Source organism: Dolichospermum flos-aquae CCAP 1403/13F, assembly GCF_012516395.1.
GTDB classification, from domain to species: Bacteria; Cyanobacteriota; Cyanobacteriia; order Cyanobacteriales; family Nostocaceae; genus Dolichospermum; species Dolichospermum lemmermannii.
Window position 1 is genome coordinate 2,793,564 of record NZ_CP051206.1, and the last position, 21,826, is coordinate 2,815,389.

The 21,826-nt window shown below is 36.5% G+C and carries 18 protein-coding genes and 1 tRNA gene; 10 read left to right on the forward strand and 9 right to left on the reverse strand.

Annotated features, from left to right (window positions below; all coding sequences use genetic code 11):
* Nucleotides 1–185 precede the first annotated feature (185 nt).
* Nucleotides 186–1,322 carry a beta-ketoacyl-ACP synthase gene (locus HGD76_RS13645; protein WP_168653260.1) on the forward strand — a complete coding sequence of 379 codons (1,137 nt, stop codon included), beginning with the start codon at nt 186–188 and terminating at the stop codon, nt 1,320–1,322.
* A 9-nt stretch (nt 1,323–1,331) separates the two neighbouring features.
* Nucleotides 1,332–2,153 carry a class I SAM-dependent methyltransferase gene (locus HGD76_RS13650; protein WP_168653259.1) on the forward strand — a complete coding sequence of 274 codons (822 nt, stop codon included), beginning with the start codon at nt 1,332–1,334 and terminating at the stop codon, nt 2,151–2,153.
* 178 nt (nt 2,154–2,331) lie between these two features.
* Here the strand turns inward: HGD76_RS13650 and gcvH are convergent, their stop codons facing one another.
* Both gcvH and gcvT read right to left on the reverse strand, forming a co-directional pair.
* The gene (gene gcvH / locus HGD76_RS13655; RefSeq protein WP_015080301.1) at nt 2,332–2,721 is read right to left on the reverse strand and encodes a glycine cleavage system protein GcvH; all 390 of its coding nucleotides are present in this window, start codon (nt 2,719–2,721) and stop codon (nt 2,332–2,334) included.
* A 76-nt stretch (nt 2,722–2,797) separates the two neighbouring features.
* On the reverse strand, nt 2,798–3,982 hold the full coding sequence (gene gcvT, locus HGD76_RS13660; protein WP_168652315.1) for a glycine cleavage system aminomethyltransferase GcvT: 1,185 nt from the start codon (nt 3,980–3,982) through the stop codon (nt 2,798–2,800).
* Between the two features lie 148 nt (nt 3,983–4,130).
* Between gcvT and HGD76_RS13665 the strand changes: the two genes are divergently transcribed.
* The 4 genes from HGD76_RS13665 (at nt 4,131) to phnE (ending at nt 7,886) form a co-directional block, all read left to right on the forward strand.
* Nucleotides 4,131–4,628 (forward strand): pentapeptide repeat-containing protein, encoded by a 498-nt coding sequence (locus tag HGD76_RS13665; RefSeq protein ID WP_015080299.1) that lies wholly within the window; start codon nt 4,131–4,133, stop codon nt 4,626–4,628.
* 583 nt (nt 4,629–5,211) lie between these two features.
* The gene (locus HGD76_RS13670) at nt 5,212–6,183 is read left to right on the forward strand and encodes a phosphate/phosphite/phosphonate ABC transporter substrate-binding protein (RefSeq protein ID WP_168696113.1); all 972 of its coding nucleotides are present in this window, start codon (nt 5,212–5,214) and stop codon (nt 6,181–6,183) included.
* A 98-nt stretch (nt 6,184–6,281) separates the two neighbouring features.
* Complete coding sequence (locus HGD76_RS13675) at nt 6,282–7,058, forward strand: phosphonate ABC transporter ATP-binding protein (RefSeq protein ID WP_168696114.1); 777 nt, start codon at nt 6,282–6,284, stop codon at nt 7,056–7,058.
* Nucleotides 7,059–7,091: 33 nt separating this feature from the next.
* Nucleotides 7,092–7,886: a phosphonate ABC transporter, permease protein PhnE gene (gene phnE / locus HGD76_RS13680; RefSeq protein WP_168696115.1), complete on the forward strand. Its 795-nt coding sequence runs from the start codon at nt 7,092–7,094 to the stop codon at nt 7,884–7,886.
* Between the two features lie 101 nt (nt 7,887–7,987).
* On the opposite strand, the gene HGD76_RS13685 is transcribed toward phnE, so the two are convergent.
* The 7 genes from HGD76_RS13685 to alr form a co-directional block, all read right to left on the reverse strand.
* Nucleotides 7,988–8,797, reverse strand: coding sequence for an alpha/beta fold hydrolase (locus tag HGD76_RS13685; RefSeq protein ID WP_168696116.1), 810 nt, complete (start codon nt 8,795–8,797; stop codon nt 7,988–7,990).
* 94 nt (nt 8,798–8,891) lie between these two features.
* Complete coding sequence (locus HGD76_RS13690) at nt 8,892–9,359, reverse strand: NUDIX hydrolase (RefSeq protein ID WP_174782899.1); 468 nt, start codon at nt 9,357–9,359, stop codon at nt 8,892–8,894.
* 69 nt (nt 9,360–9,428) lie between these two features.
* Nucleotides 9,429–12,323 carry a hybrid sensor histidine kinase/response regulator gene (locus tag HGD76_RS13695; RefSeq protein ID WP_168696117.1) on the reverse strand — a complete coding sequence of 965 codons (2,895 nt, stop codon included), beginning with the start codon at nt 12,321–12,323 and terminating at the stop codon, nt 9,429–9,431.
* A 50-nt stretch (nt 12,324–12,373) separates the two neighbouring features.
* Complete coding sequence (locus HGD76_RS13700; RefSeq protein ID WP_168696118.1) at nt 12,374–14,998, reverse strand: methyl-accepting chemotaxis protein; 2,625 nt, start codon at nt 14,996–14,998, stop codon at nt 12,374–12,376.
* Nucleotides 14,999–15,058: 60 nt separating this feature from the next.
* The gene (locus tag HGD76_RS13705; protein ID WP_015080291.1) at nt 15,059–15,559 is read right to left on the reverse strand and encodes a chemotaxis protein CheW; all 501 of its coding nucleotides are present in this window, start codon (nt 15,557–15,559) and stop codon (nt 15,059–15,061) included.
* 181 nt (nt 15,560–15,740) lie between these two features.
* A tRNA-Leu gene (locus HGD76_RS13710) sits at nt 15,741–15,822 on the reverse strand.
* Nucleotides 15,823–15,906: 84 nt separating this feature from the next.
* Nucleotides 15,907–17,094, reverse strand: a complete 1,188-nt coding sequence (alr, locus tag HGD76_RS13715; RefSeq protein ID WP_148760343.1) for an alanine racemase — start codon at nt 17,092–17,094, stop codon at nt 15,907–15,909.
* A 379-nt stretch (nt 17,095–17,473) separates the two neighbouring features.
* Here alr and HGD76_RS13720 point away from each other — a divergent pair, with 379 nt between their 5' ends.
* The 4 genes from HGD76_RS13720 (at nt 17,474) to HGD76_RS13735 (ending at nt 21,728) form a co-directional block, all read left to right on the forward strand.
* Nucleotides 17,474–17,971, forward strand: a complete 498-nt coding sequence (locus tag HGD76_RS13720) for an HNH endonuclease (RefSeq protein WP_168696119.1) — start codon at nt 17,474–17,476, stop codon at nt 17,969–17,971.
* Between the two features lie 654 nt (nt 17,972–18,625).
* Complete coding sequence (locus HGD76_RS13725; RefSeq protein WP_148760339.1) at nt 18,626–19,915, forward strand: DHH family phosphoesterase; 1,290 nt, start codon at nt 18,626–18,628, stop codon at nt 19,913–19,915.
* 194 nt (nt 19,916–20,109) lie between these two features.
* The gene (locus HGD76_RS13730; protein WP_015080287.1) at nt 20,110–20,520 is read left to right on the forward strand and encodes a RusA family crossover junction endodeoxyribonuclease; all 411 of its coding nucleotides are present in this window, start codon (nt 20,110–20,112) and stop codon (nt 20,518–20,520) included.
* Nucleotides 20,517–21,728 (forward strand): hypothetical protein, encoded by a 1,212-nt coding sequence (locus HGD76_RS13735; protein WP_168696120.1) that lies wholly within the window; start codon nt 20,517–20,519, stop codon nt 21,726–21,728. The genes HGD76_RS13730 and HGD76_RS13735 overlap by 4 nt, the downstream gene beginning before the upstream one ends.
* Nucleotides 21,729–21,826 lie beyond the last annotated feature (98 nt).

Here is a 21,826-nt window from a genome sequence, read left to right on the forward strand (position 1 = left end):
TAAGTTAAGCAACCATTAAAAATCCCTGAAAAGCTTATACCATCTGCTTTTTAATTTTTAATTGTTAATTTTTAATTCCGCCCTGCGGTACTAGCCTAAAGTTGTTTCGTAATTTTACAAGTATTCTTACTCCTGACTTCTGACTTCTGACTCCTTCTTCATGTATTTTTATATAAGATCTAAAATTGGTTAGAGTTGTTGTGACTGGGATTGGTTTAGTTTCCGCTTTAGGTAAAAGCTTGGAGGGTAGTTGGCGAGATTTACTATTAGGAAAAACGGGAATTAAATTACATCAACTATTTCCAGAATTGGGAATAATTCCTCTGGGATTAATTGCTGAAAAACCCTCTTTATTAAATACACTCACGGAAATAGTTGTTAACTCAGCTTTACAAGATGCTCAATTAATAACGCCTTTACCTGATTGCGCGGTGGTAATTGGTTCTAGTCGGAGTTATCAAGCATCTTGGGAGATCATGGCGCGACAGATGTATCAGGAAGAGGCAGAATTAAACTTAGATAATTGGTTAAATACTTTACCTCAGATGAATGCGATCGCTGTAGCGCGACAAATTGGGGCAACAGCAGCAGTTTTAGCCCCAATGGCGGCTTGTGCAACGGGAATTTGGGCGATCGCTCAAGCTACAATGTTGATCAAAACTGGGCAATACCAACGAGCAATTACAGGAGCAATAGAAGCACCCATAACCCCCCTGACAATTGCCGGATTTAGGCAAATGGGGGCTTTAGCCAAAACAGGAGCTTATCCCTTTGATTTGCAGCGAGAAGGCTTGGTACTAGGTGAAGGTGGTGCTGTTTTGATTCTCGAATCTGCGGAATTAGCCACCCAAAGACAAGCCAAGATTTATGGAGAAATATTAGGTTTTGGCTTGACAGCAGACGCATATCATGGAAATTCACCAGAACCATCAGGTAAAAGTGCAATCATGGCAATTAAGCAATGTTTAGAACGTAGTCACATTTCACCCACAGACATAGACTACATTCACACTCATGGTACAGCTACCCAGTTAAATGACCGCATTGAAAGTAAAATTATTCAACACTTGTTTTCACCAAAATTAGCGATTAGTTCCACAAAAGGTAGCACAGGTCATACATTAGGAGCATCTGGAGCTTTAGGTGTAGCATTTTCACTCATGGCATTGCAAAACCAAATTTTACCTCCCTGTGTAGGACTTCAGCAACCAGAATTTAATTTAAATTTCATCACATCAGCACAAGAAAGTAAAATTCAGCAAGTGCTATGTTTTAGCTTTGGCTTTGGGGGACAAAATGCCGTGATAGCTTTGGGAAATTAAGGATTAATTATGAAAGAACTGGAACTACTAAAAAACTTATATTCTCAAGATTTAGAAACTAGAAAAAACTGGTATTCTCATGTAGCAGAAGTTTATAATAAATTCAGACCTCGCTATCCACAAGAAATTATTAATGGTGCTGTAGAAGTAGCTCAACTTTCCACCAAAGCCAATATTCTAGAATTAGGTTGTGGACCGGGAAATGCAACTTTAGCATTTGCTCAATTAGGTTTTTCTATGATTTGTTTAGAACCAAGTTTAGCAGCTTGTAATTTAGCAAAACAAAATTGTGTAATCTATCCACAGGTGGAAATTCAGCAAACAACCTTTGAAGAATGGGAACTAGAAACCGGAAAATTTGATGCTGTTTTAGCAGCAACTTCTTACCATTGGATTAATCCTGAATTTGGTAATAGCAAAATTTCTCAAGCTTTACGGAATCATGGTAATTTAATTTTGCTGTGGAATATGACACCGCAACCAGAATATGAAATATATCAAAATTTTCGGGAAATTTATCAAAAGTATGCTCCACTTTTAGACAGATATGAAGATATAGAAACTCAAAAAGAGATAGTGCAAGCTTTAGGACAAAAAGCCATTGATTCAGGTAAATTCAAAAATTTAGTTTCCGAACAAGTTGTCTGTAGAGTTAATTATTATATGGATGACTTTTTACTGCTTTTAAGCACCTATACACAATACCTAAAACTAGATATAGAAACCAGAACTTGTTTATTTACAGCATTACGAAAAAAGATCGAAGATCATTATGGAGGAAATATCCAAATTACCTATATCTCAGCTTTTCAAGTTGCGAAAAAAGCCTAAGCAGACTGTAGCTAAAAACCTAAATTTAAATGCAATTGCCAGAATTCACAATCCAAAATCTAAACCAAAAAATGGCTACCACCACACTGCGCTATCAAGTGAATTCTGACTCCTGCTATATGTAGAGAGGTTACTGGGAAACATCTCTACATTTTGAGTAATATGAATGTTAAATTATTTACTCACCTTCTACCAAAGCGCGATATTTATCTGCTGTCATAGCGTCTTCTATTTCAGCAGCATCATTAATACGCACTTTAATTAACCAACCTTCTCCATAGGGATCTTCTGCTATATCTTCAGGAGAGTCAATTACAGCTTGATTCCGTTCTATGACAGTACCGCTGATTGGTGAATTCAGGTGTTCTACGGCTTTTACTGATTCAATTGTACCAAATTGGTCATTTAGAGTGATAACATCATTAATTTCTGGCAGTTCCAAAAAAACAATATCACCTAATTGATCAACAGCAAATTCGGAAATACCGATAGTAGCAATGTCGCCATCTAGACGAAAATATTCATGGGAATCTAAGTATCGCAAATCTTGGGGATATTCAAAAGACATATCACGTTCTCTGTTAAAAAAATAGTGTTACAACAGTAACCTAAACAACATTATTCCTCAAAAACCGCAAAGATTATCAGTTAGGAACACGATTCTTTGAGCGATAAAATGGGCGTTTTACAACTACCGCAGGATAAGCCTTGCCGCGAATTTCCACATCTAGCTGCTGCTTGAGGGTTGCTAACTGGGTGGGAACATAAGCTAAGGCTATGGGATAACCAAGCGTAGGTGAGAGAGTACCACTTGTTACTTCTCCTACGACCTGATCTGATGATAATACAGGGTAGCCGTGGCGGGCAATATTTCGTCCTTGTGTTTGCAAACCTATGAGTTTACGGGACATTCCTTGGGCTTTCTGCTGTATTAAAACTTCCCGACCAATGAAATCACCTTTAGTATCTAAATGTACTAACCAACCCAAACCAGCTTCTAGCGGTGTGGTGGTATCATCAATATCTTGCCCATAAAGTGCCATTGCCGCTTCTAAACGCAATGTATCTCTACAACCAAGTCCGCAAGGCACAACACCAAGATCATATAAACTCTGCCACAAATCTATACCCACTGATGAATCTACCATCACCTCAAAACCATCTTCGCCAGTGTACCCTGTCCGGGCGAGGAATGCGTGTTTTCCAAAAATGGTTGTTTCTAAATGCCCAAAAGCCTTAATAGGTGATAAGTCTGCTGAAATTAAGGATTGCAGCGAATGAGTAGCTGTTGGGCCTTGAACAGCAATTAAGATTTTATCCTGTGACAGGTCTTGAAATTTAACTACATCAAGATCAAGATGTGCCAATAGCCATTGTTTGTCTTTGTCGGTAGTTGAGGCGTTAACAATGATGACTAAATTTTGCTTACCAGCACTGTCTGTATCCTGGTAATAAATAATGATGTCGTCAATGATTCCGCCCTGGGGGTTAAGTAAGACGGTATATTGCGCTTGTCCAGGCTGTAAACGACTTAAATCGGAAGGAACTAAATACTCAAGTTGGGAAATCAGGTTTTTACCTTGGAGGGTAAATTTGCCCATGTGAGAAATATCGAACATTCCCGCAGTATTTCTGACAGCGTGGTGTTCTTGGGTGATACCGCTGTATTGTATGGGCATTTCCCAGCCCCCAAAGCTGGTGAATCTGGCTTTGAGTTCTACACCCATTTGATATAAAGGGGTTCGCGTCAGAGATTGGGAGGCAGCGCGGTCTTGAGGGTTTCCTCCATGAGCGACTGCCGACAGGGGAGTATTTTCTTGATTAGCCACAGGTGGTTATTTATATTTACTTGGGATAGCACCTCAACATTTATCTATCCTACGGGATTGCTGGTAATTTAGCAGAGAATTACTTCTGCATCCTTCCTGCGGTTTAATGATTAATAGTGGAATTGTTGAGATTTATTAAGCAAAGATTATGAAGTATCGCTCAATATTAGCTAGTCTGATTTTAGCCTTAGTGTTGTTTGTGTTTCCCTTATCAGCGCAAGCTGCAAGCTCTTCGAGTGTAACTAATTCTCTTACTAACAAGGGAGTCGGGGGGAAGGACTTTTCTGGACAAAGTTTAATTGGGATTGAGTTTACAAGTGTGAAATTAGAGAATACTAATTTTAACAATGCTGATTTACGTGGTGCTGTATTTAACGGTACTTTACTGGATACTGTGAATTTTCACGGTGTAGATTTTAGTCAAGGTATTGCTTATTTATCAAGATTCAAAAATTCTGATTTAAGTGATGCAGTTTTTACAGAAGCCATGATGTTGCGTTCCACTTTTGATCAGGTTGATGTTACTGGTGCTGATTTTACCAATGCAATTCTAGATATGATACAGATAAAAAAAATCTGTATTAATGCCAGTGGTGTAAATTCTAAAACAGGTGTAGATACTCGTGCATCTTTAGGATGTAAGTAAAACCCCAGGGTTATGAATTTTAGTCTCACGCAAAGGCGCAAAGGCGCAAAGGTAAGAGCTTTAAAGGTTAAAGGTTTGAAAAAGCCTTGATTCGTAGGTTGGGTTGAACAAAGACCAAACCCAACTTCAGGCACTAAGTAGGTGAACAGAATAAAACCAATCTGTGTAAGTGAACGGAAAAAAACCGTAGACGCGGAGCGGCTTCTCGAAGAGTAATATGTAACGAAAAGTAAAATCGCCCAAACCCTCTTCACTCTTGCCTCTTGCCTCTGGTTACTGAGCAAAGTCGAAGTATTGCCTCTTGCCTAGTGCCATAACGACGATTTTCAATGCTAACCTACTTAAAACCAAAAAATGCGTTGGGTTGCGCTGTCGCTTAACCCAACCTACGAACAATGGCGAAGGTATTAATATTCAGTGCATTTTTAATAGAATTGGTATAAAAATCCGATAAAAAGATTTTTAACACTGTTATGAATAATTCTTTTTTTTGTTTATTGACTTTTATTGTTAAAAAGGCTAAGGTTTTTTATGGCAATAATTGCAAGTAATTCGCAAAAATACTCTAATTGGAGTTAAAAAAATGACAATAAATAAAAAGGAATTTTGGGGGATTAGTGGAGGGTTGTTAGCCTTGACGGGAATGGCTTTGAGTGGTTTGGGTTATATGCAAATATGCATAGCTAACCCCTTGAAAAATCAACCAGCACCACGCTTAGTTGCTCAGAAAATGAACCCTTTAACTATAGTTTTTCCTAGTCGTGCTGATTCCACTGACTTGCAAAATAAAGCTAATAATGTGGCTGCTTTTTTATCTCAGGAGTTAGGGATACCTGTTAAAGCGCAAGTAGGTGATGAGACAGCCGCAGTAGAAGCTTTAAGAGCAAATCGGGCTGATGTAGCGTTTTTAAGTAGCCGTCCGGCTTTAAAGGCTGAACAATTAGCAAATTCTCGGTTATATTTGGCTGAAGTTCGCAAAAATTACTCTGGTAGGTATACTTATAATTCTATTTTTATTGTTCCCAATAATAGCCAATTAAAAAGTAAAAATTCTCCAAAAGCAACTTTAGAACAACTCAGAGGAAAAACTATTGCTTTTACTTCTCCAACATCTGGTTCTGGGTTTATTTTTCCCGTAAGTGAGTTAGTTAAACAGGGTTTTGTCCCTAACCGCGATCGCTTGGATAGCTTCTTTGGTAAAGTTAGTTATGGTGGAAATTATAGTAAAGCCTTAGATGCTGTAGTTAGAGGTCAAGCAGATGTAGCGGTAGTCTCAGAATATGCTCTTTTCCCTCCCTATTTGGCGGCTGAGAATAGAGATAAAGTCAGGATATTACATAAAATTTCTGGTGTTCCGGCTCATGGGATTGCGATTGATGATGATGTCCCAGTTATCATTAGAGAAAAGCTAATTAATGCTTTATTAAAGTTAAACAAATCCGAAAACAATCAATTACTAAGCAGTTTATATAATTCCACAGAATTGGTAAGAGTTGATCATAATCGTCATCTTCAACCAGTGCGGGAAGCGCTGAAAAATGCGGGGATGGAATAATCTTTAAAGGTCAGCATTCAGAATTAGGAATATTGGGAATAAAATTCTTAATTCTGACAAAATTACCATTTTCTGATGAAATTTTCACAAAACTAACCATGACTCCTTCCTCTGAAGTAATTACAAATTATCATTTATCTAAAAGTAACGTGAATTTTATTGAATGTTGTCATTTAGAAACAGATTATATTGCATCTCTACACCGGCCAATTTTAAATAATATTAATTGCCAAATTAATCAAGGTGAATTTGTCGTATTGTTAGGATTGAATGGGGCAGGTAAATCAACATTATTGAAATCACTTGTGGGTTTAGTTCCCTTAGTTAAGGGAGAAATTACAATTAATGGTGTTTCTGTGGGTGATCAAAACTTACCGCAAATTCGTCGAGATGTGGGAATGTTATTTCAAGGAGGGGGATTAATTCGTCAATTATCAGCAATTGATAATGTTTTATGTGGAAAATTGGGAGTGAGAAAGACGAGACAAACTTTATGGGGATTTCCGCAACGCGATCGCACATTAGCCTTAGAATTATTAATACAATTAGGTTTAAGAGAACAAATATATCAAAAAACTAGTCAATTGAGTGGTGGACAACAACAAAAAGTAGCAATTGCTAGAGCATTAATGCAATCTCCACAAATACTTTTAGCCGATGAACCTACCACAGGTTTAGATGTGGTAGCCTCACAACAAGTCATGACAACTTTATCAGAATTGCATCAACAAGGATTAACTATTATTACCGTTTTACATGATTTAGCACTAGCTACAGAATACGCTCAAAGGGCAATAATTCTAGATAGTGGAAAAGTAGTTTATGATGGTAAATGTGAAAATTTACAAGCGCAATTTTCATCACATATCATTTAAGAAAGTTGAATTTATATTTAGTTATTAAAAACAATGAAAAAAATTTCTAATTCACAAATTTTTCATCGTTATCCTGGGTTTATTCCCTCACTTGTATTTCTATTGATGATAGGAGTTTACATTTGGGCATTACAAGGATTAAAAGTTGATCTTAAATTATTAAAAGATAGCTTTCCTTTCATAATAGACTTTATTTCTCGGTTATTTCCTCCCAACTTACAAGTTTTAGATATTGCTATTAAAGGATTAATTGAAACCGTGCAAATGTCTGTCTGGGGAACATCCCTAGGTGCAGTTTTATCATTACCAATTGCCATAGCCAGTTCTAATAATATCGCCCCTTTATGGCTAAGATGGATAGCAAACCTACTGCAAAATGCTGTTCGTTCCGTACCTTCAATTATCTTAGGTTTAATCTTTGTTGCTGCTACAGGTTTAGGCGCACCTGCTGGAACATTGGCATTGTCAATATATACTATTGGTTATCTTGCTAAATTTTATCAACAAGCAATAGAATCTGTAGATCATCGTTCCTTAGAATCTTTACAGGTAATTGGGGCATCGAAAATACAAATTGTCCAGTATGGGATATTACCCCAAATATTACCTTTAGGATTAGGTTACACCCTGTGGATGTTTGAATATAATATTCGTGCTGCTTCGGTTTTAGGAGTAGTTGGTGCTGGGGGAATAGGGTTTCAATTAAAAAGCTATATAGATGGTTTTGAATATACCAAAGCCACAACCATGATGTTAGTGCTATTAGTAGTAGTCACAGTTATTGACTGGTTTAGTAGTAAGTTACGCCGATATTTAGAGTCAATCTAGTCTTAATCTCAATGATCACTTTCCTAGATTTAAGACTATTCTTCCTTCTTTCTTCTTCTTTCTTCTTCTTTCTTCTTCTTCTTCTTCCTCCTGACTCCTGACTACTTATTAAGAAAATCCCAAATAGCTTCAGCAACAACCCCAGCACAAGTTTCTGGTAAATTACTTTCCCCATGAGCAATATTATGTAACTGAACTTGAGGAATTAATCGAGCATAAGTATTACTTTTTGATATAGCAGTTTTTGTATCTTGACTACCTTGTAAAATCAAACAGGGAACTTTAATTTCTGGTAAGTAGTTTTCTAATAATTCTGCTTCTATTTCTGGTTTCTTGCGGTTAAAAAGTAATTGACAAGCCGTAGAGGATTGTAATAATTCTCTTCTTAATTCTAAATCTTTAACAATTCTTTCTTCCCAACCAATCAATCTCATCAGCGGCAGAATGAAGCGTAAAAATTTAATTATCAATGGTGAACAGTTAAATAACCGCCGTCTTTTTTGCCATTCCTTTTTTTGTCCTTTTGCTGCGACACCCTCCGGCGCTAACAATATTAAACCAGATATTTGCTCTGGATATTTTAAAGCATAACTAGCCGCAATCCAACCACCAAGAGAATTACCAACTAAATAAACTTTTTCTAATTTCAAAGCTTCTAAAAAATCAGCTAAACACTCGACTTGCAAATCTATAGAATGGTGAATATTAGGATTTGCAGATTCACCAAAACCTAGCAAATCTGGTGAGAAGCAATGGATATTTTTAGCCAATAGTTCCATTATCGATACCCATTCGCTGCCATCATTCCATGCACCATGTAGAAAAATCATGGGTATTCCTGTACCAACTTCACGCCAAAACAGTACCCCTTGACTAAGTTTGATTCGGGAGTTACGAAATAAAAGATTCATTTTAATTTACTAATTTAGTTGTCTAAGTTGGGCAATTTTTAATTATAGACTTTGGATTTAATTTTCAAACCCAAAATCTTTCATCTTTGATATTTTATGCAAGTGTTGTTAAGCCATTTAAATAGTCTTGCAACTGACGAAAATGATCATGAGACATATCTGGTTTTGGTAAAGAACTAGGAGGAAAAGCTTGAATTTCCATGACTTCTAAGGAATCTGTTATTGCCATTTTTCCCTGAACTTCGACTTCAACAGTAATACAGATAGAATGAATCCGAGGATCACGATTTGGTGAAGAGTAAACTCCCACTAAACGGCGAATTGTGACCACTTCTAGCCCTGTTTCCTCCATCAATTCCCGACGGACTGCATGAGGAACATCTTCTCCCCAATCCACCATACCACCAGGCAATGACCAACGACCATCATCCTTTCTTCTAATGAGAACAATCTGACCATCAGGTAAAATGGGGATAATACTTGTACCAGTAATGGGGTGGCGGAATATAATACCCAGTACCGTTTGTCCAAAGTGCCATAAACCCCGTGTGGACTGAATCATTGGTTTAAAAACAGCCAAAATTTTCAAATTTAAAATTGCTTTATTGTATTTTATATATTTTTAATTCAATCATGTTGTTTCTGCAATCTGGAAAATTATTTCTTCTAATGTCCTTAATAATTCTTGCTCATTATATGGTTTGGAAAAATAGGCTTTTGCCCCTAATTGCATAGCTAACTGACGATGTTTACTACTACTACGGGAAGTTAACATGGCTACAGGAATATTTCTTAACTCTGTATTGTTATTAATCCGCTCTAAAAAGCTATAACCATCAATACGGGGCATTTCAATATCACAAATTACCGCTTGCACTTGTAAACCACTTTCCAGCTTTTCTAAAGCTTCTTGACCATCTTTAGCTTGTTCTACTTGATACCCACCTTTTTCAAGAGTTAGGGCGAGGTAACGGCGGACATTAATCGAATCATCAACAATTAAAATTACCCCTTTTTGGCGACTAGGTTGTTTGACAGTTGCTACTTTTGGCGGTTTGAGGAATGCAGTTTGTAATCTAGTTGTTGGTAATTTATTACTGATATGGGGACGTTCACCTGTTGTAATCCATAAGACTAAATCATTAGTATTAATCAGGGGAACTACTCGACCATCACCAAGAATTGTACAGTTATTAAACCCACTGGGAAGGGGAATATTACCTTCTACTTGACGAATAGCTACCTCTTGCTCACCCCAGCAGCGTTCTACTTGAACTGCGACCTGTTGATGATCATGTTTGACTATCAATACACTTATAGCATTAATGATCGGCAAAGTTTCTAATTCCAGGTTATTGTAGCGGGAGCAGTTAAACTCAAAGTAACTATTTAGACGCAGCAATGGTAATTGATGGTTTTGCCAGTTAATAAATTCTTTGCCGTCTAGGAAGAAGATTTGCTCCTGTTCTAGGAGGAAAATTTCCTCGATTACGTCTGTAAAAAATGCTAACACTAAGCGATCGCTCTCAACCAATAAAACCCGCGCGACTGACAAGGTAAATGGGACTGATAAAGTAAATTTCGTCCCCACTCCGGCTTGGGTGTCAACATTCACATCTCCTCGCGCTAATTTCAGGTTATTACGGACTACATCCATGCCTACTCCCCGACCAGATAAGGCTGTTACCTGTTCCGAGGTGCTAAATCCTGGTTCAAAAATCAATGATAGTAGTTCTTCATCACTAGCGCTCGCCAATAAAGAATCATCCAAACCCATTTTTAAAGCGCGGTGACGAATTTTTTCTAAAGAAATACCTTGACCATCATCACGGATAGTAATAATTGTGCGATTACTATGATAAACTGCCTTCATTTCAATTAACCCTTGTTCGGGTTTTCCTTGAGTTTTACGAGTAGTAGGATCTTCAATTCCATGATCAAAAGCATTGCGTAACAAGTGCATTAAAGGCTCATTTAAAGCCTCTAAAATACCTCTTTCAATTAAAGTATTTCCACCTTCAATTTTCAACTGCACATTTTTTCCATATTCAACATTTAAATCTCTAATAGCTCTAGGAAAACGTTCCACTAAATCAGAAAAAGGACGCATTCTCACCTGAGTTAATTGTCTTTGCAATTGTTTAGAAGTTTTATTCAGTTTTCGCGCTATTTGGTCTGTATCATCCACACTTAATTGGATATCACTGGTAACTTCTGCAACTTGAACAATAGTTTCCATGACATTTTGAGATAAAAGATTCAATTTTTGATAGCTATCTTGTTCTATAAAATTATTTTCTGTTCCTTGATTACCATGATTAGCTGATTCCTCTACCAGATGATTATGAGTTATCATTTTTGTATAAGCTGTTCGCAGTTCTTGATTTTCTTGATCAAGAATTTGGACTCTTTGACTGAGATTACGCACCAATTTACGTAATCTTTCCATTTGCACATTTAACCCATTACGTTGAATAATTACTTCTCCAAACAAATCATTAATTTTCTCTAAATGTTTACTAGGAACTCTAACTGTATTTTCCTGATTTTCTCTTTCTTTAGGAAATAAATGAATATCAGTTTTGCGTTCGGTATATTTGTAATCTATTGGCAGATTCTCTGAAGCCAATCCGCTATCAGCACTTTCTGGAGATAATTCGACATTTTCTAATAATTGAAAATCAGAAATAGCTGATTTATTTAATAAATAATCCTGTTTATTTAATGGCTCAGGAAGATTATGATTAATAACTTTACCAAAATCAATTCTTGTTGGTAAATTACCTCGAAGATTACTTAATACTAAAGTTTGAGATTGTCGCCATGCTTTTAATGCTAAATCAGCAATTTCCACAGCACTATCAGGATCAGTTTCTAAGTAATGACTAACTGATTGACATAGTTGGGTAAATGCCGTTAATTGCAGCATTTCTCCTAACCCACCTAACTCAGTTGCCATCATTACCAACTCTGCTCTTAAACCCGATTTGTTACTATTTTTTAATCTAGCTTCTAGGTGTTGTAAATACTCTTCAACTTCAGTTTCAAATAATAAAGGAATAATTTCTGGATCATCTTCTGATGATAGTAAAGTTGTGATATCTTCTGGGGTAGGTTCACCTAAACGCTCATAAAGTTCGTCAAAAACTGGGTAACAAAATTTTCCTAACCAACTATCATCTAAATCATTACCCTTGGCCAGTAATTCCACAATCTGTCGCAACCAATCAACACTAGATAGTAATAAACTTTGTAAATGAGTATCAAGTTCCAAGGAATCTTTCTGAGTCTTTAAAACTTTAAAAGCATCTTCCAATTTATGAGCTAAATCACTTAATACCCGAAATCCCATCATAGCTGCTCCACCTTTAATAGAATGAGCGGCTCGCATAGCAGCATTAATATGTTCTAGTTCGATGCGTTTACTGGTGTCAATTTCCAGTAATATTCCTTCTAAAGTATTGAGATAATCAGTTGCTTCTTCCAGAAATTGCATCTGGATTTCTAATTCTTTATCTTTCGTCATTAGTCATTAGTCCTTAGTCATTAGTTATTAATTCAGAACAAATGAGAATATTAATTAGGTGGAAAAGTCTCAATAGTATCTTTTAACTCCTGAGAAATATCTACTACTTTTTGTAAAGATTGGCAAACCTCAAGAGAATTATCACTATTACGGGCTGATATAATAGTAATATCCTTAATAGTTTGACTAACAATTTGTGATGTTTGGACTTGAGATGTAGTAGAAATCAAAATTGACTGAACTAAGGTATTTATTTGCTGTGATCCATCAACAATTTGTTGTAAACTATGTTTGGCATCTTCGATAATATGGCTACTTTGGGTAACTTGATTAGTTCCCATGATCATTGTTTTTAATACTTCACCAGTTTCTCGTTGAATTTTCTCAATTATTTCCTCAATTTCTTGAGTTGCGGCTGCACTTCTGGCGGCTAATTCTCCTACTTCTTCAGCTACTACCGCAAACCCTTGACCCTCTTCCCCGGCTCTTGCAGCTTCAATTCCGGCATTAATTGCTAATAGATTAGTTTGCATAGCAATTTGATTAATTACAGAAACTACACGGGAAATTTGTTGGGAAGATTCTCCTAACCGTCTGACTTTTTTAGCTATTTCATCAACTGTTTCTTGGACAGAGAAAATATTTTGCAATGTTAAATCCATCGCTGCTTCAGTTTTAGTAGCCCTATGGTTAGCATCATTAACAATGGTAACAGCTTGTTGTGCTATATCAGCTACAGATTGAATAGCAATAGTCATATTGTCAATGGTTTCTAAGCTTAGGTGTATTTTTTCAGGTTCGATAATTGCTTCTGTTGTGAATTTTTCCAAATAAACATTTACTTCACCAATAGCTTGTTGAATTTGATTGACAGTTTTCTGAAGACTATTCTGAAAATTCTGGAGTTCTGAATTGTCTTGATTAGTGTTTGTCTGACTATGTGCTTTTAATCTTTTTATCTCTACTAGTAAATGGGATTGTTCTAAAGCATAGCCAATTTGTGTAGCAATTTGGGTCAAAAAATTAATTTCTTCAGATTGCCAAATATGAGAATTATGGCAATGATGAGCAATCAAAAATCCTTGAATTTCTCCATGACTTAAAATTGGTGCTGTTAAACTGCTTTGCACAGAAAATTTCTTTAACCACTCGATATAACTACTCGTTAAACTTGACTCTTGTTCAATATTTGATATTGCCTCAAATTGACTATTTTTACCAAGTTCTCGCCAGTGGGAATCATTATTATATACACCGAGCATTTTTTGGTAATCATCAATTACTGATTCAGCAATTACCTTAACAGCTTGGGTTTTTCGATGCAGTTTATAAACGATGACTCTGTCTGTTTTTAGAACTTGACTAACTTCGGAAATGGCAGTTTGATAAATAACCTCAGACTGAAGATTTAGACGAATTTTTCTAGTAATTTCTAGGAATAATTTTAGCCATTCAATTTCTTTTTCTTGTTCCTCTTCTTTATTAAATACATCTAAATGTATTTGCTCTTGAATTTCCTTAGAGGATATTATAGATGTACTAAAAATTTTAGAATTAATCCACTGACCTAACCAAGCTATAAACAACGTCATCAATAATGCAATTAATGGTGTTGTACTAGCAATTAATGTCAAAAATTCTCTCTGCGGCTTAAAGGCAATTGCTGCATCTTTCGCCACAAGTAACTGCCAATTGATATTCGGTAAACCTGATAATATTGGCAATGGTACATAACTAATGAGTTGCTGCTTTTGATTATTTTTGGATCTGGCTGTAAATGTATCAATATTTTTCGCATTCAAAACATTAGTTAAACTAGGATATATACCTATCAACTTCTCACCAACTAAATTTTGATCGGAACTAATTAAAATTCTTCCTGTTCCATCTAAAAAATAATATTGATTAGTCTCATCTATATAACCTTTTATTACTGGTTCTAAAGCCTTTACAGGCATACGGGTTCTGACTATACCAATAGTATTACCCCGAATTGGATCTTTAATTGGTGCAGCTATATAAATTACTGCGCCTATATTTTTAACTATTTCTGCTTGACTAATAATAGGAGTATTTTGTTTGATTACTTCTTGAAAATAGATCCGTTGTTTTTCGGAAATTAAAGATTCTCCGGCTGATTGAATAATCACTTTTCCATTAAGATCAAATACAGCGACACTATCATAAACCTTAACAGTTTTTATCAAGCGATCCAAGGATGCTTGTGTTTCCATATTAATGATGGTGACATCAACTTTACTTGTTTTCCTAGATTTTTCTGATCCGGCTTTATTTCCAGAATTAGCAGGACTTAAAAAAGATATACCAGATAATACTTGAATATCTCCATAACGTTGTCCAATAAAATTATTAACTTTATCACTCAAGTTAATTGCTTTAGTTTCTTGGGATGTAATAATTTGCTTTGTAATTAATTTGCTCCCAAAAAGATAAGCGATCGCCCCAATTCCCAAAACTGGTAAAGTACCAATAGCTATGGATAAAATTATAGCTTTTGTACTCAATTTAAATTGTCGTAAATATCCTATTCCCTGATGCCACACCCTATTATAACTAGAATTTTCTCCTCTAATATCAACAACTTTTGCTGAAGAAATTAAAGATGCGTTATTTTGAGAATTGCCACTTTGTTTGATATCAGTTTTATTCAACATATATTCCTCACACCACATCTATAAAATAAAAAAATTACCCCTTCTTCCGAGTATTAATTATTAGTTAATACCAAGAATATCCGAACGTAAAATATGCACTGCATCTAATACCAATAAAATTTCTTCCTGTTGCACCACACAACCACACAAGTAAGGTACTAAACTAGATGCTACTTGTCCTACGGGAGAACGAATATCATCAGCAATAAACTTAGTTGTGCCTTTAATTTCTTGGACAACTAAACCCAAAATCATTGATTCTATTTGAATAACAATGATATTATACTGACGCAACCGATGATCGAGACATTCTAAATTAAACATCTTAGGTAAATCAACTACCCAAATTATATGACTGCGCCAATTCATCAATCCTAATATACAAGCGGGCATATTCGGAATAGCTGTAACCGATGTCACAGGTACAACAACTGCTTCTTGAGTATGAGCAATGGATAAAACAGCACCAGTTTGTTGATTAAGTTGAAATTTAAGATAGCCATTTTCTCGGCTGTTGTATACGGCTGCTTGATGATTAAAGTCAATGTGTAATTTTTTCATGGGCGAGTATTATGAACATTAATTTATGCGGTTATATAGCAATACCTTTGCTGTTTTTTTTGTAAAATATATGTCTAAAATCACTCTGCTATGTTTTGATCAATGAGTATAATATACACAAAAAAGCACTATCAGGATTTAATTTTCCTGAGTGCTTTTAATTTGGCTATTTATTTAAAAGTGCGGATAAAAGGACTTGAACCTTCACTCCTTTCGGAACTAGAACCTAAATCTAGCGCGTCTGCCAATTTCGCCATATCCGCATCAATAACTTACCTTAGCACAATAAAATATTTATGGCAATAGGTAAAAATACAAAATTTAAAATCAGGGTATGGGGTATTGCTCTACATCACAGCTACACGAGGTAGACGGTGCTTGAAGCCGCAAAGAATTTCCCAAGAAATGGTATTGAGGCAATTTGCCCAATCATCAGCGGATATTTGTTCTTTTCCCTGTTCCCCTAGCAAAGTGACGATTTCCCCTTCTTGCAAATCGGGGATGGAACTCACATCTAACATAATTTGATCCATGGTAATTGCGCCAATTTGTGGCACACGCTGTCCACGGATTAACACCTGCATTTGGTTAGAAAGATGACGAGGAACTCCATCGGCATAACCAATGCCAACTACAGCCAGACGCATTTCTTGAGGAGCAATAAAATGATGACCATAACTAACTCCAGTTCCTGCGGCTATGGTTTTAACTTGGGTAACTCTAGCTTTGAGTTGTAAAACGGGTTGCAGTTTGATGTGATTTTGTAAGTGATTAGCAGGATAAAGCCCATAAATGGCTAAACCTACCCGCACCATATCATAGTGTAATCTTGAATCTGCCAGGGTAGCGGCTGAGTTGGCTAAATGTAAACTGGGAATTGTGATCCCTTTAGCTTTGATGTGGGCGATCGCCTCTTCAAATCTGCTATGCTGTTCCATCATCACCGTAGCGTCGGGACTATCTGCTGTTGCTAAGTGAGAATAAATACTGGCAATATCTAAATGGGGTAATCCTTGTACCAACTGCACAAACTCCGCCGCCTGTTGCCAATTAGTGCCTAATCTAGACATTCCCGTATCTAATTTGATATGGACAGATAAAGAAGAATTATAGTTAATAGTTTCTAATGTGTTGGAAAATTCTAAAGCTTGCTTAGGACTACACAGTGTGGGCTGAAGTTGCCAATGAGCGATCGCCTGAATTTGCTCTGGCGTGTTGGTTGCCCCTAAAATTAAAATCGGGGCTTTAATGCCATCTTCCCGCAATTGAATACCTTCAGGAACAGTCGCCACACCTAACCAACCAGCACCCGCTTCTAAGGCAGTTTTAGCAACTGCTACCGCCCCATGTCCATAGGCATCCGCTTTAACAACTGCCATTAATTGGGTGCGTGGTGATAAAAACTTGACCAACTGCTTGACATTATCAGACAACGCCCCTAAATCAATTTCTACCCAAGCCCGCTGAGAAAACCAAGCATAAGTATCACATTCCTGATTGTCAGCAAAAATCGGGGTTTGCTTGCGACTTAACATTGCACTTCACTCCTATCACACCACCGAAAAGCTTCTCACATCCCCTAGAAGCTATATCACTTTAATCAGGAAGTTTAACTTTGATCCGGTAATTTATACAAGATAGTAGCACGAGCAATATTATTAGTGTGTCTGAATACTCAATAATTTTTGGAATTATTGGAAGATAGTTCTTCCTTATCAGCTTTATGATAACAAATTTAAAATCAAATGTCAACCCCTAAATCCTCTTTTATGGCGATTTTAGGTAAATAAGATCCCGGACTTCTTAAAGAAGTCCGGGATCTGAGTCAAGGACAAAAGTATAAATTATTCTCATATCCCCAGCGGAGTGTATTTGTGTTAGTATGTGTAAAACTAATACCTTGAGCGCAGATTCATGAGGAAGGTTTTAGTCCTGAACGCCTCTTACGAACCGCTCAACATCACCAGTTGGCGACGTGCCACCGTGTTGTTGATGAAAGGCAAAGCTGAACGCTTAGAATACAACAGTAAATTCCTTTACTCGGATTTTCCCATGCCGACCGTGATCCGGTTGCGCCACTATGTCCGCGTTCCTTATATGGAAATTCCTCTCACTCGGCGAAATATCCTGCATCGTGATAGCCATACCTGTCAATACTGTGGTCACACAGGGGACGGGTTAACTCTCGATCATGTGATACCGAGATCACGAGGTGGTGGAGATACTTGGGAGAATATTACTACTGCTTGTGTACGCTGCAATATCAAAAAAGGCTGTCGTACACCTCAAGAAGCCCGAATGCCTTTGCGTCATTCACCCCGTCAACCTTACAGTAGCCTCTACTTTGAGGTAACGAAGCATCTGAAAAGTGGACTTCACCAGGAGTGGCAAAAGTATGTCATAGGTCTTTGACATTACCCAAAATTAACTACAAAAGTTCAGGTCAAAATTTACCTGTAGATATATCCGTTTGACTAAATAAAGTCAATGATAGTGACTACAAGTAGGGGTTTCACTTGCTTTTGATGAGTGTTGAATACAGCTTATGGCAAGTTTCCACTAAGCTGATATTTTCATGTCCGCAGCATCAAACAACCTTAATTTCCAGAATTGGCGTTTTGTCCTTTAAAAAACGATATATAGATAGATTTTGTTCTTAACTGATAATTTGTTACAATTATAAGTGGATGACTTGCCAGCTAGAAATTGAGATGTCAATTTGCACACGGAATGTCCAATATAACACAAGTCAAATAAATATTCAAGATAATTATCAAATTTTTTTCATAAAAATCTGCATATTTGTTTAGACAAAGCCACAAATTATGAGGTTTTATATAACCCAAGAGGTAAAGCGTACCTGATTTTCAGCATCTCTGTAGCACTTGAGGTAGATGTAATAGATCCTTGACTCATGCTATTGACAAAAATAAACCGCCCGACAAAGTGCCAAGACAATTAATTTTAGATTTTTGCCAAGTCTCATGTAGCTTTACAAGCGCATTATTGCTTGGATTATGCCTGAATGGATAACCCCCCTTTCCCCGCTTAAAAATACAGTTACTTATGTACGTGAATTATCCGGCTTCTCAATTTGAGAGTTTATCATTGACCACAGATCCGCATCCAGAGGAAATAGAGAAAGAGAAAGAGAAAGAGAAAGAGCTAATTGAGCTTCCAACTTTAACCCGAACTTCCTTATCATCCTCTAATGGTGATGGAGGTATCTATTTAGTTCAGCGTGGCAATTCTCTAGCATCTCAAAAATCAGAAGAATTACAGAAAACGCTGCTTGCACATCGCCATGAACGTCAATTAGTGATTTTACAGGATTTTCCCGATCCTGATGCTCTTTCTTGTGCTTGGTCTTACCAACTAATTGCCCAACAGTATGATATCAAGTGTGATATTGTTTACGCGGGAACTTTAAGCCATCAGGAAAATATTGCTTTAGTTAAGCTAACTAATTTACCTGCTCAACGCTGGACGATGCAAACTTTAAAAAATAAAGATTTGTCGTCTTATCAAGGGTTTGTGTTAATTGACAACCAGGGAACTACATCTCAATTATTACCAGCAATCCAACAAGCGGGAATTCCCCTGATAGTGCTGGTGGATCATCATAGTTTACAAGGGGAACTCAAGTCAGAATTTGTTGATGTTCGTCCTTATGTACGAGCTACAGCCACAATTTTTACTCAATACTTACAAGCAGGATTATTAACTTTAGATAACAGCATTAGCCAGCACGTTAAATGTGCTACAGCTTTAATGCACGGTTTGCGATCAGATACAAATCGGTTGATGCAAGCCCAAGAAGAAGATTTTATGGCTGCTGGGTATTTGAGCAGGTTTTATGATGCTCAGTTACTAAATGCTATTTTGCAAGCAAATCGTTCTAAGCGGGTGATGGATGTGATCGAGCGATCGCTTAAAAACCGCATCGTTCAAAATAACTTTTCCATAGCTGGTGTTGGTTACCTACGCTATGATGACCGGGATGCAATCCCCCAAGCGGCTGATTTTCTCGTTACGGAGGAAAATGTGCATACCGCAGTAGTTTATGGAATTGTTCATGATGAAGATGACGAACTAGAAGTAGTGATAGGATCTCTGAGAACCACAAAACTTACTTTAGATCCTGATGAATTTATTAAAGAAGCCTTTGGACAAGATAGCACTGGGCGATTTTTTGGTGGTGGAAGAACGGGTGCAGGAGGCTTTGAAATTCCCATGGGTTTCTTATCTGGTGGTAATGAAAACTCGGCTTATGCCAAAATCAAATGGGAAGTTTTCGACGCACAAATCAAACAGAAATTATTGAGATTGGTGAATCCGAGAGATAATCCAATTTAGTCTTGAAACCGGATTAAAAGACTTGATTGATTTAGGGTTTAGCAGTGCTGAACCCATGCAAATGAATTTAGCTTTTGCTGTCAAAGAAGCAGGTATAAATTTGGTACAATTTAGAAATATGCCAAAGACTTGAGGAGTAAGTTTTGGAAAGTGCTTATAAGTTTGTTAAGTTATAATCAAGAGATGCACTGGGAATGCCAATAATACCTTTTGAATTTCTCATTTCCAGACGGCCTGTTTCATTACAAGCAAAACCGAAAGGACTGAATGAATGGAAAAATTTTGTTCGTTCTGAAGCCGAAAAGTTTTGGAAAGGTGACAGTCCAATTAAAGTATCTTATCTACAGCTTACGCTAGTTTACATTTGTAGTGATGATTCTCCACCTGATACTGATAACATTATCAAACCAATACAGGATGCACTTATAGGCTTAGTTTATGAAGATGATAATTTAGTATTAGATGTAGATAGTCATCGTCGGTTTATGTCAGATCCGATTGATATAACAAATTTACCTTTATTATTGCGGGAAGGTGCCATCATTGGCGAAGAGTGTGTTTATGTCAAAGTAAGTGAATCTCAACCATTGGAACAATACTTATGATAGACAATACTAAAAGTTTACGTGATGATAAAGTTGAATCTTTGATCAAAAAGTATCGTGATGAAGGATTTACAGTTATACAAAACCCGAAGGCGGATCAATTACCCTTTGATTTGGATAACTATCAACCCGATATTCTTGCTACTAAGAATCAAAATGAATCTGGTTTAATAATTGAAGTAAAAACCAGTATTAGTCCAGTTTCAGTTGAGCGTTTACAATCTGTAGCGGAAGAAATTAGTAGACATCCGGGCTGGCGTTTTTTATTGGTAACACTTGAAGATATAGAAGCCGAATCATTACCTGGAACATCGGAAGAACTACCTTCCTGGGAAGAACTAATCAACTATTTTAGTCAAGTTAGCAAGCTTATTGAAAATAATAATATTGAACCTGCTTTTCTTTTTCTCTGGAGTGTTTTTGAGGGAGCATTAAGAAAAAGAGCAGTTGATGTATCAATTCCTGTTGAACGTTTACCAGTCATAAGATTGCTAAGAACAATGTACTCTTTGGGAGAGTTATCAATTTCTGAATTTGATATTATTCAAGCTTATTTGGAAAAGCGCAATCGTCTAGCTCATGGATACATTCAGAAGCTAAATTCGGAGGTTTTAGGTAAGTTTTTAATGTTGATTGTTGAGTTATTGGATGAATGGATTCCTGCCATACATAGAAGCCTTTTAAGCAAAACAGTGGCTAGTATGAAAGAAAGTATTGAAACTGCACTACAAGAATATCATAAAGTTCTGGAAATAGTTGCTTCTGTGTTACACGACGTACCAACAGAAACAAAGGATAGAACACTGGCAGAGATTAAGGAGATGTCGGAACGAGAAGGATTAACCAACAATTTCAATGATTTTCGACACATAGTTGATGAGTATTGCGATCTTTATACTGAATCTAATAATCAACAGATAGACAAAAATAAAATAGTTTTAGATGATAACGCACAAATAGCACTTGATGCTTTACCAACTCAAGAGAAAGAAAAAATTAGTCATGCTATTAGTTATCTAGAAAAATTTCCTAATTGTTCAGAAATAGAAGTTTCTAAACTGGATTCAATTTCAGGTAATTTTATTGCAAAGTCAGGAATATATAGAATCATTTTTGAAGTTAAATCTGAAAAAGTAACTATTGTTGATATAGTTAATTATAACCGGATTGAAATATTATATGGATTATTAGCAAAGGCTAAAATATGAGAGATCTAGATTCTTTTGATATAGATATTAATATGAAATTACTAATTTTACCCTCTTCTTTGCGCCTTTGCTTCTTTGCGTCTTTGCGCGAAACAAAA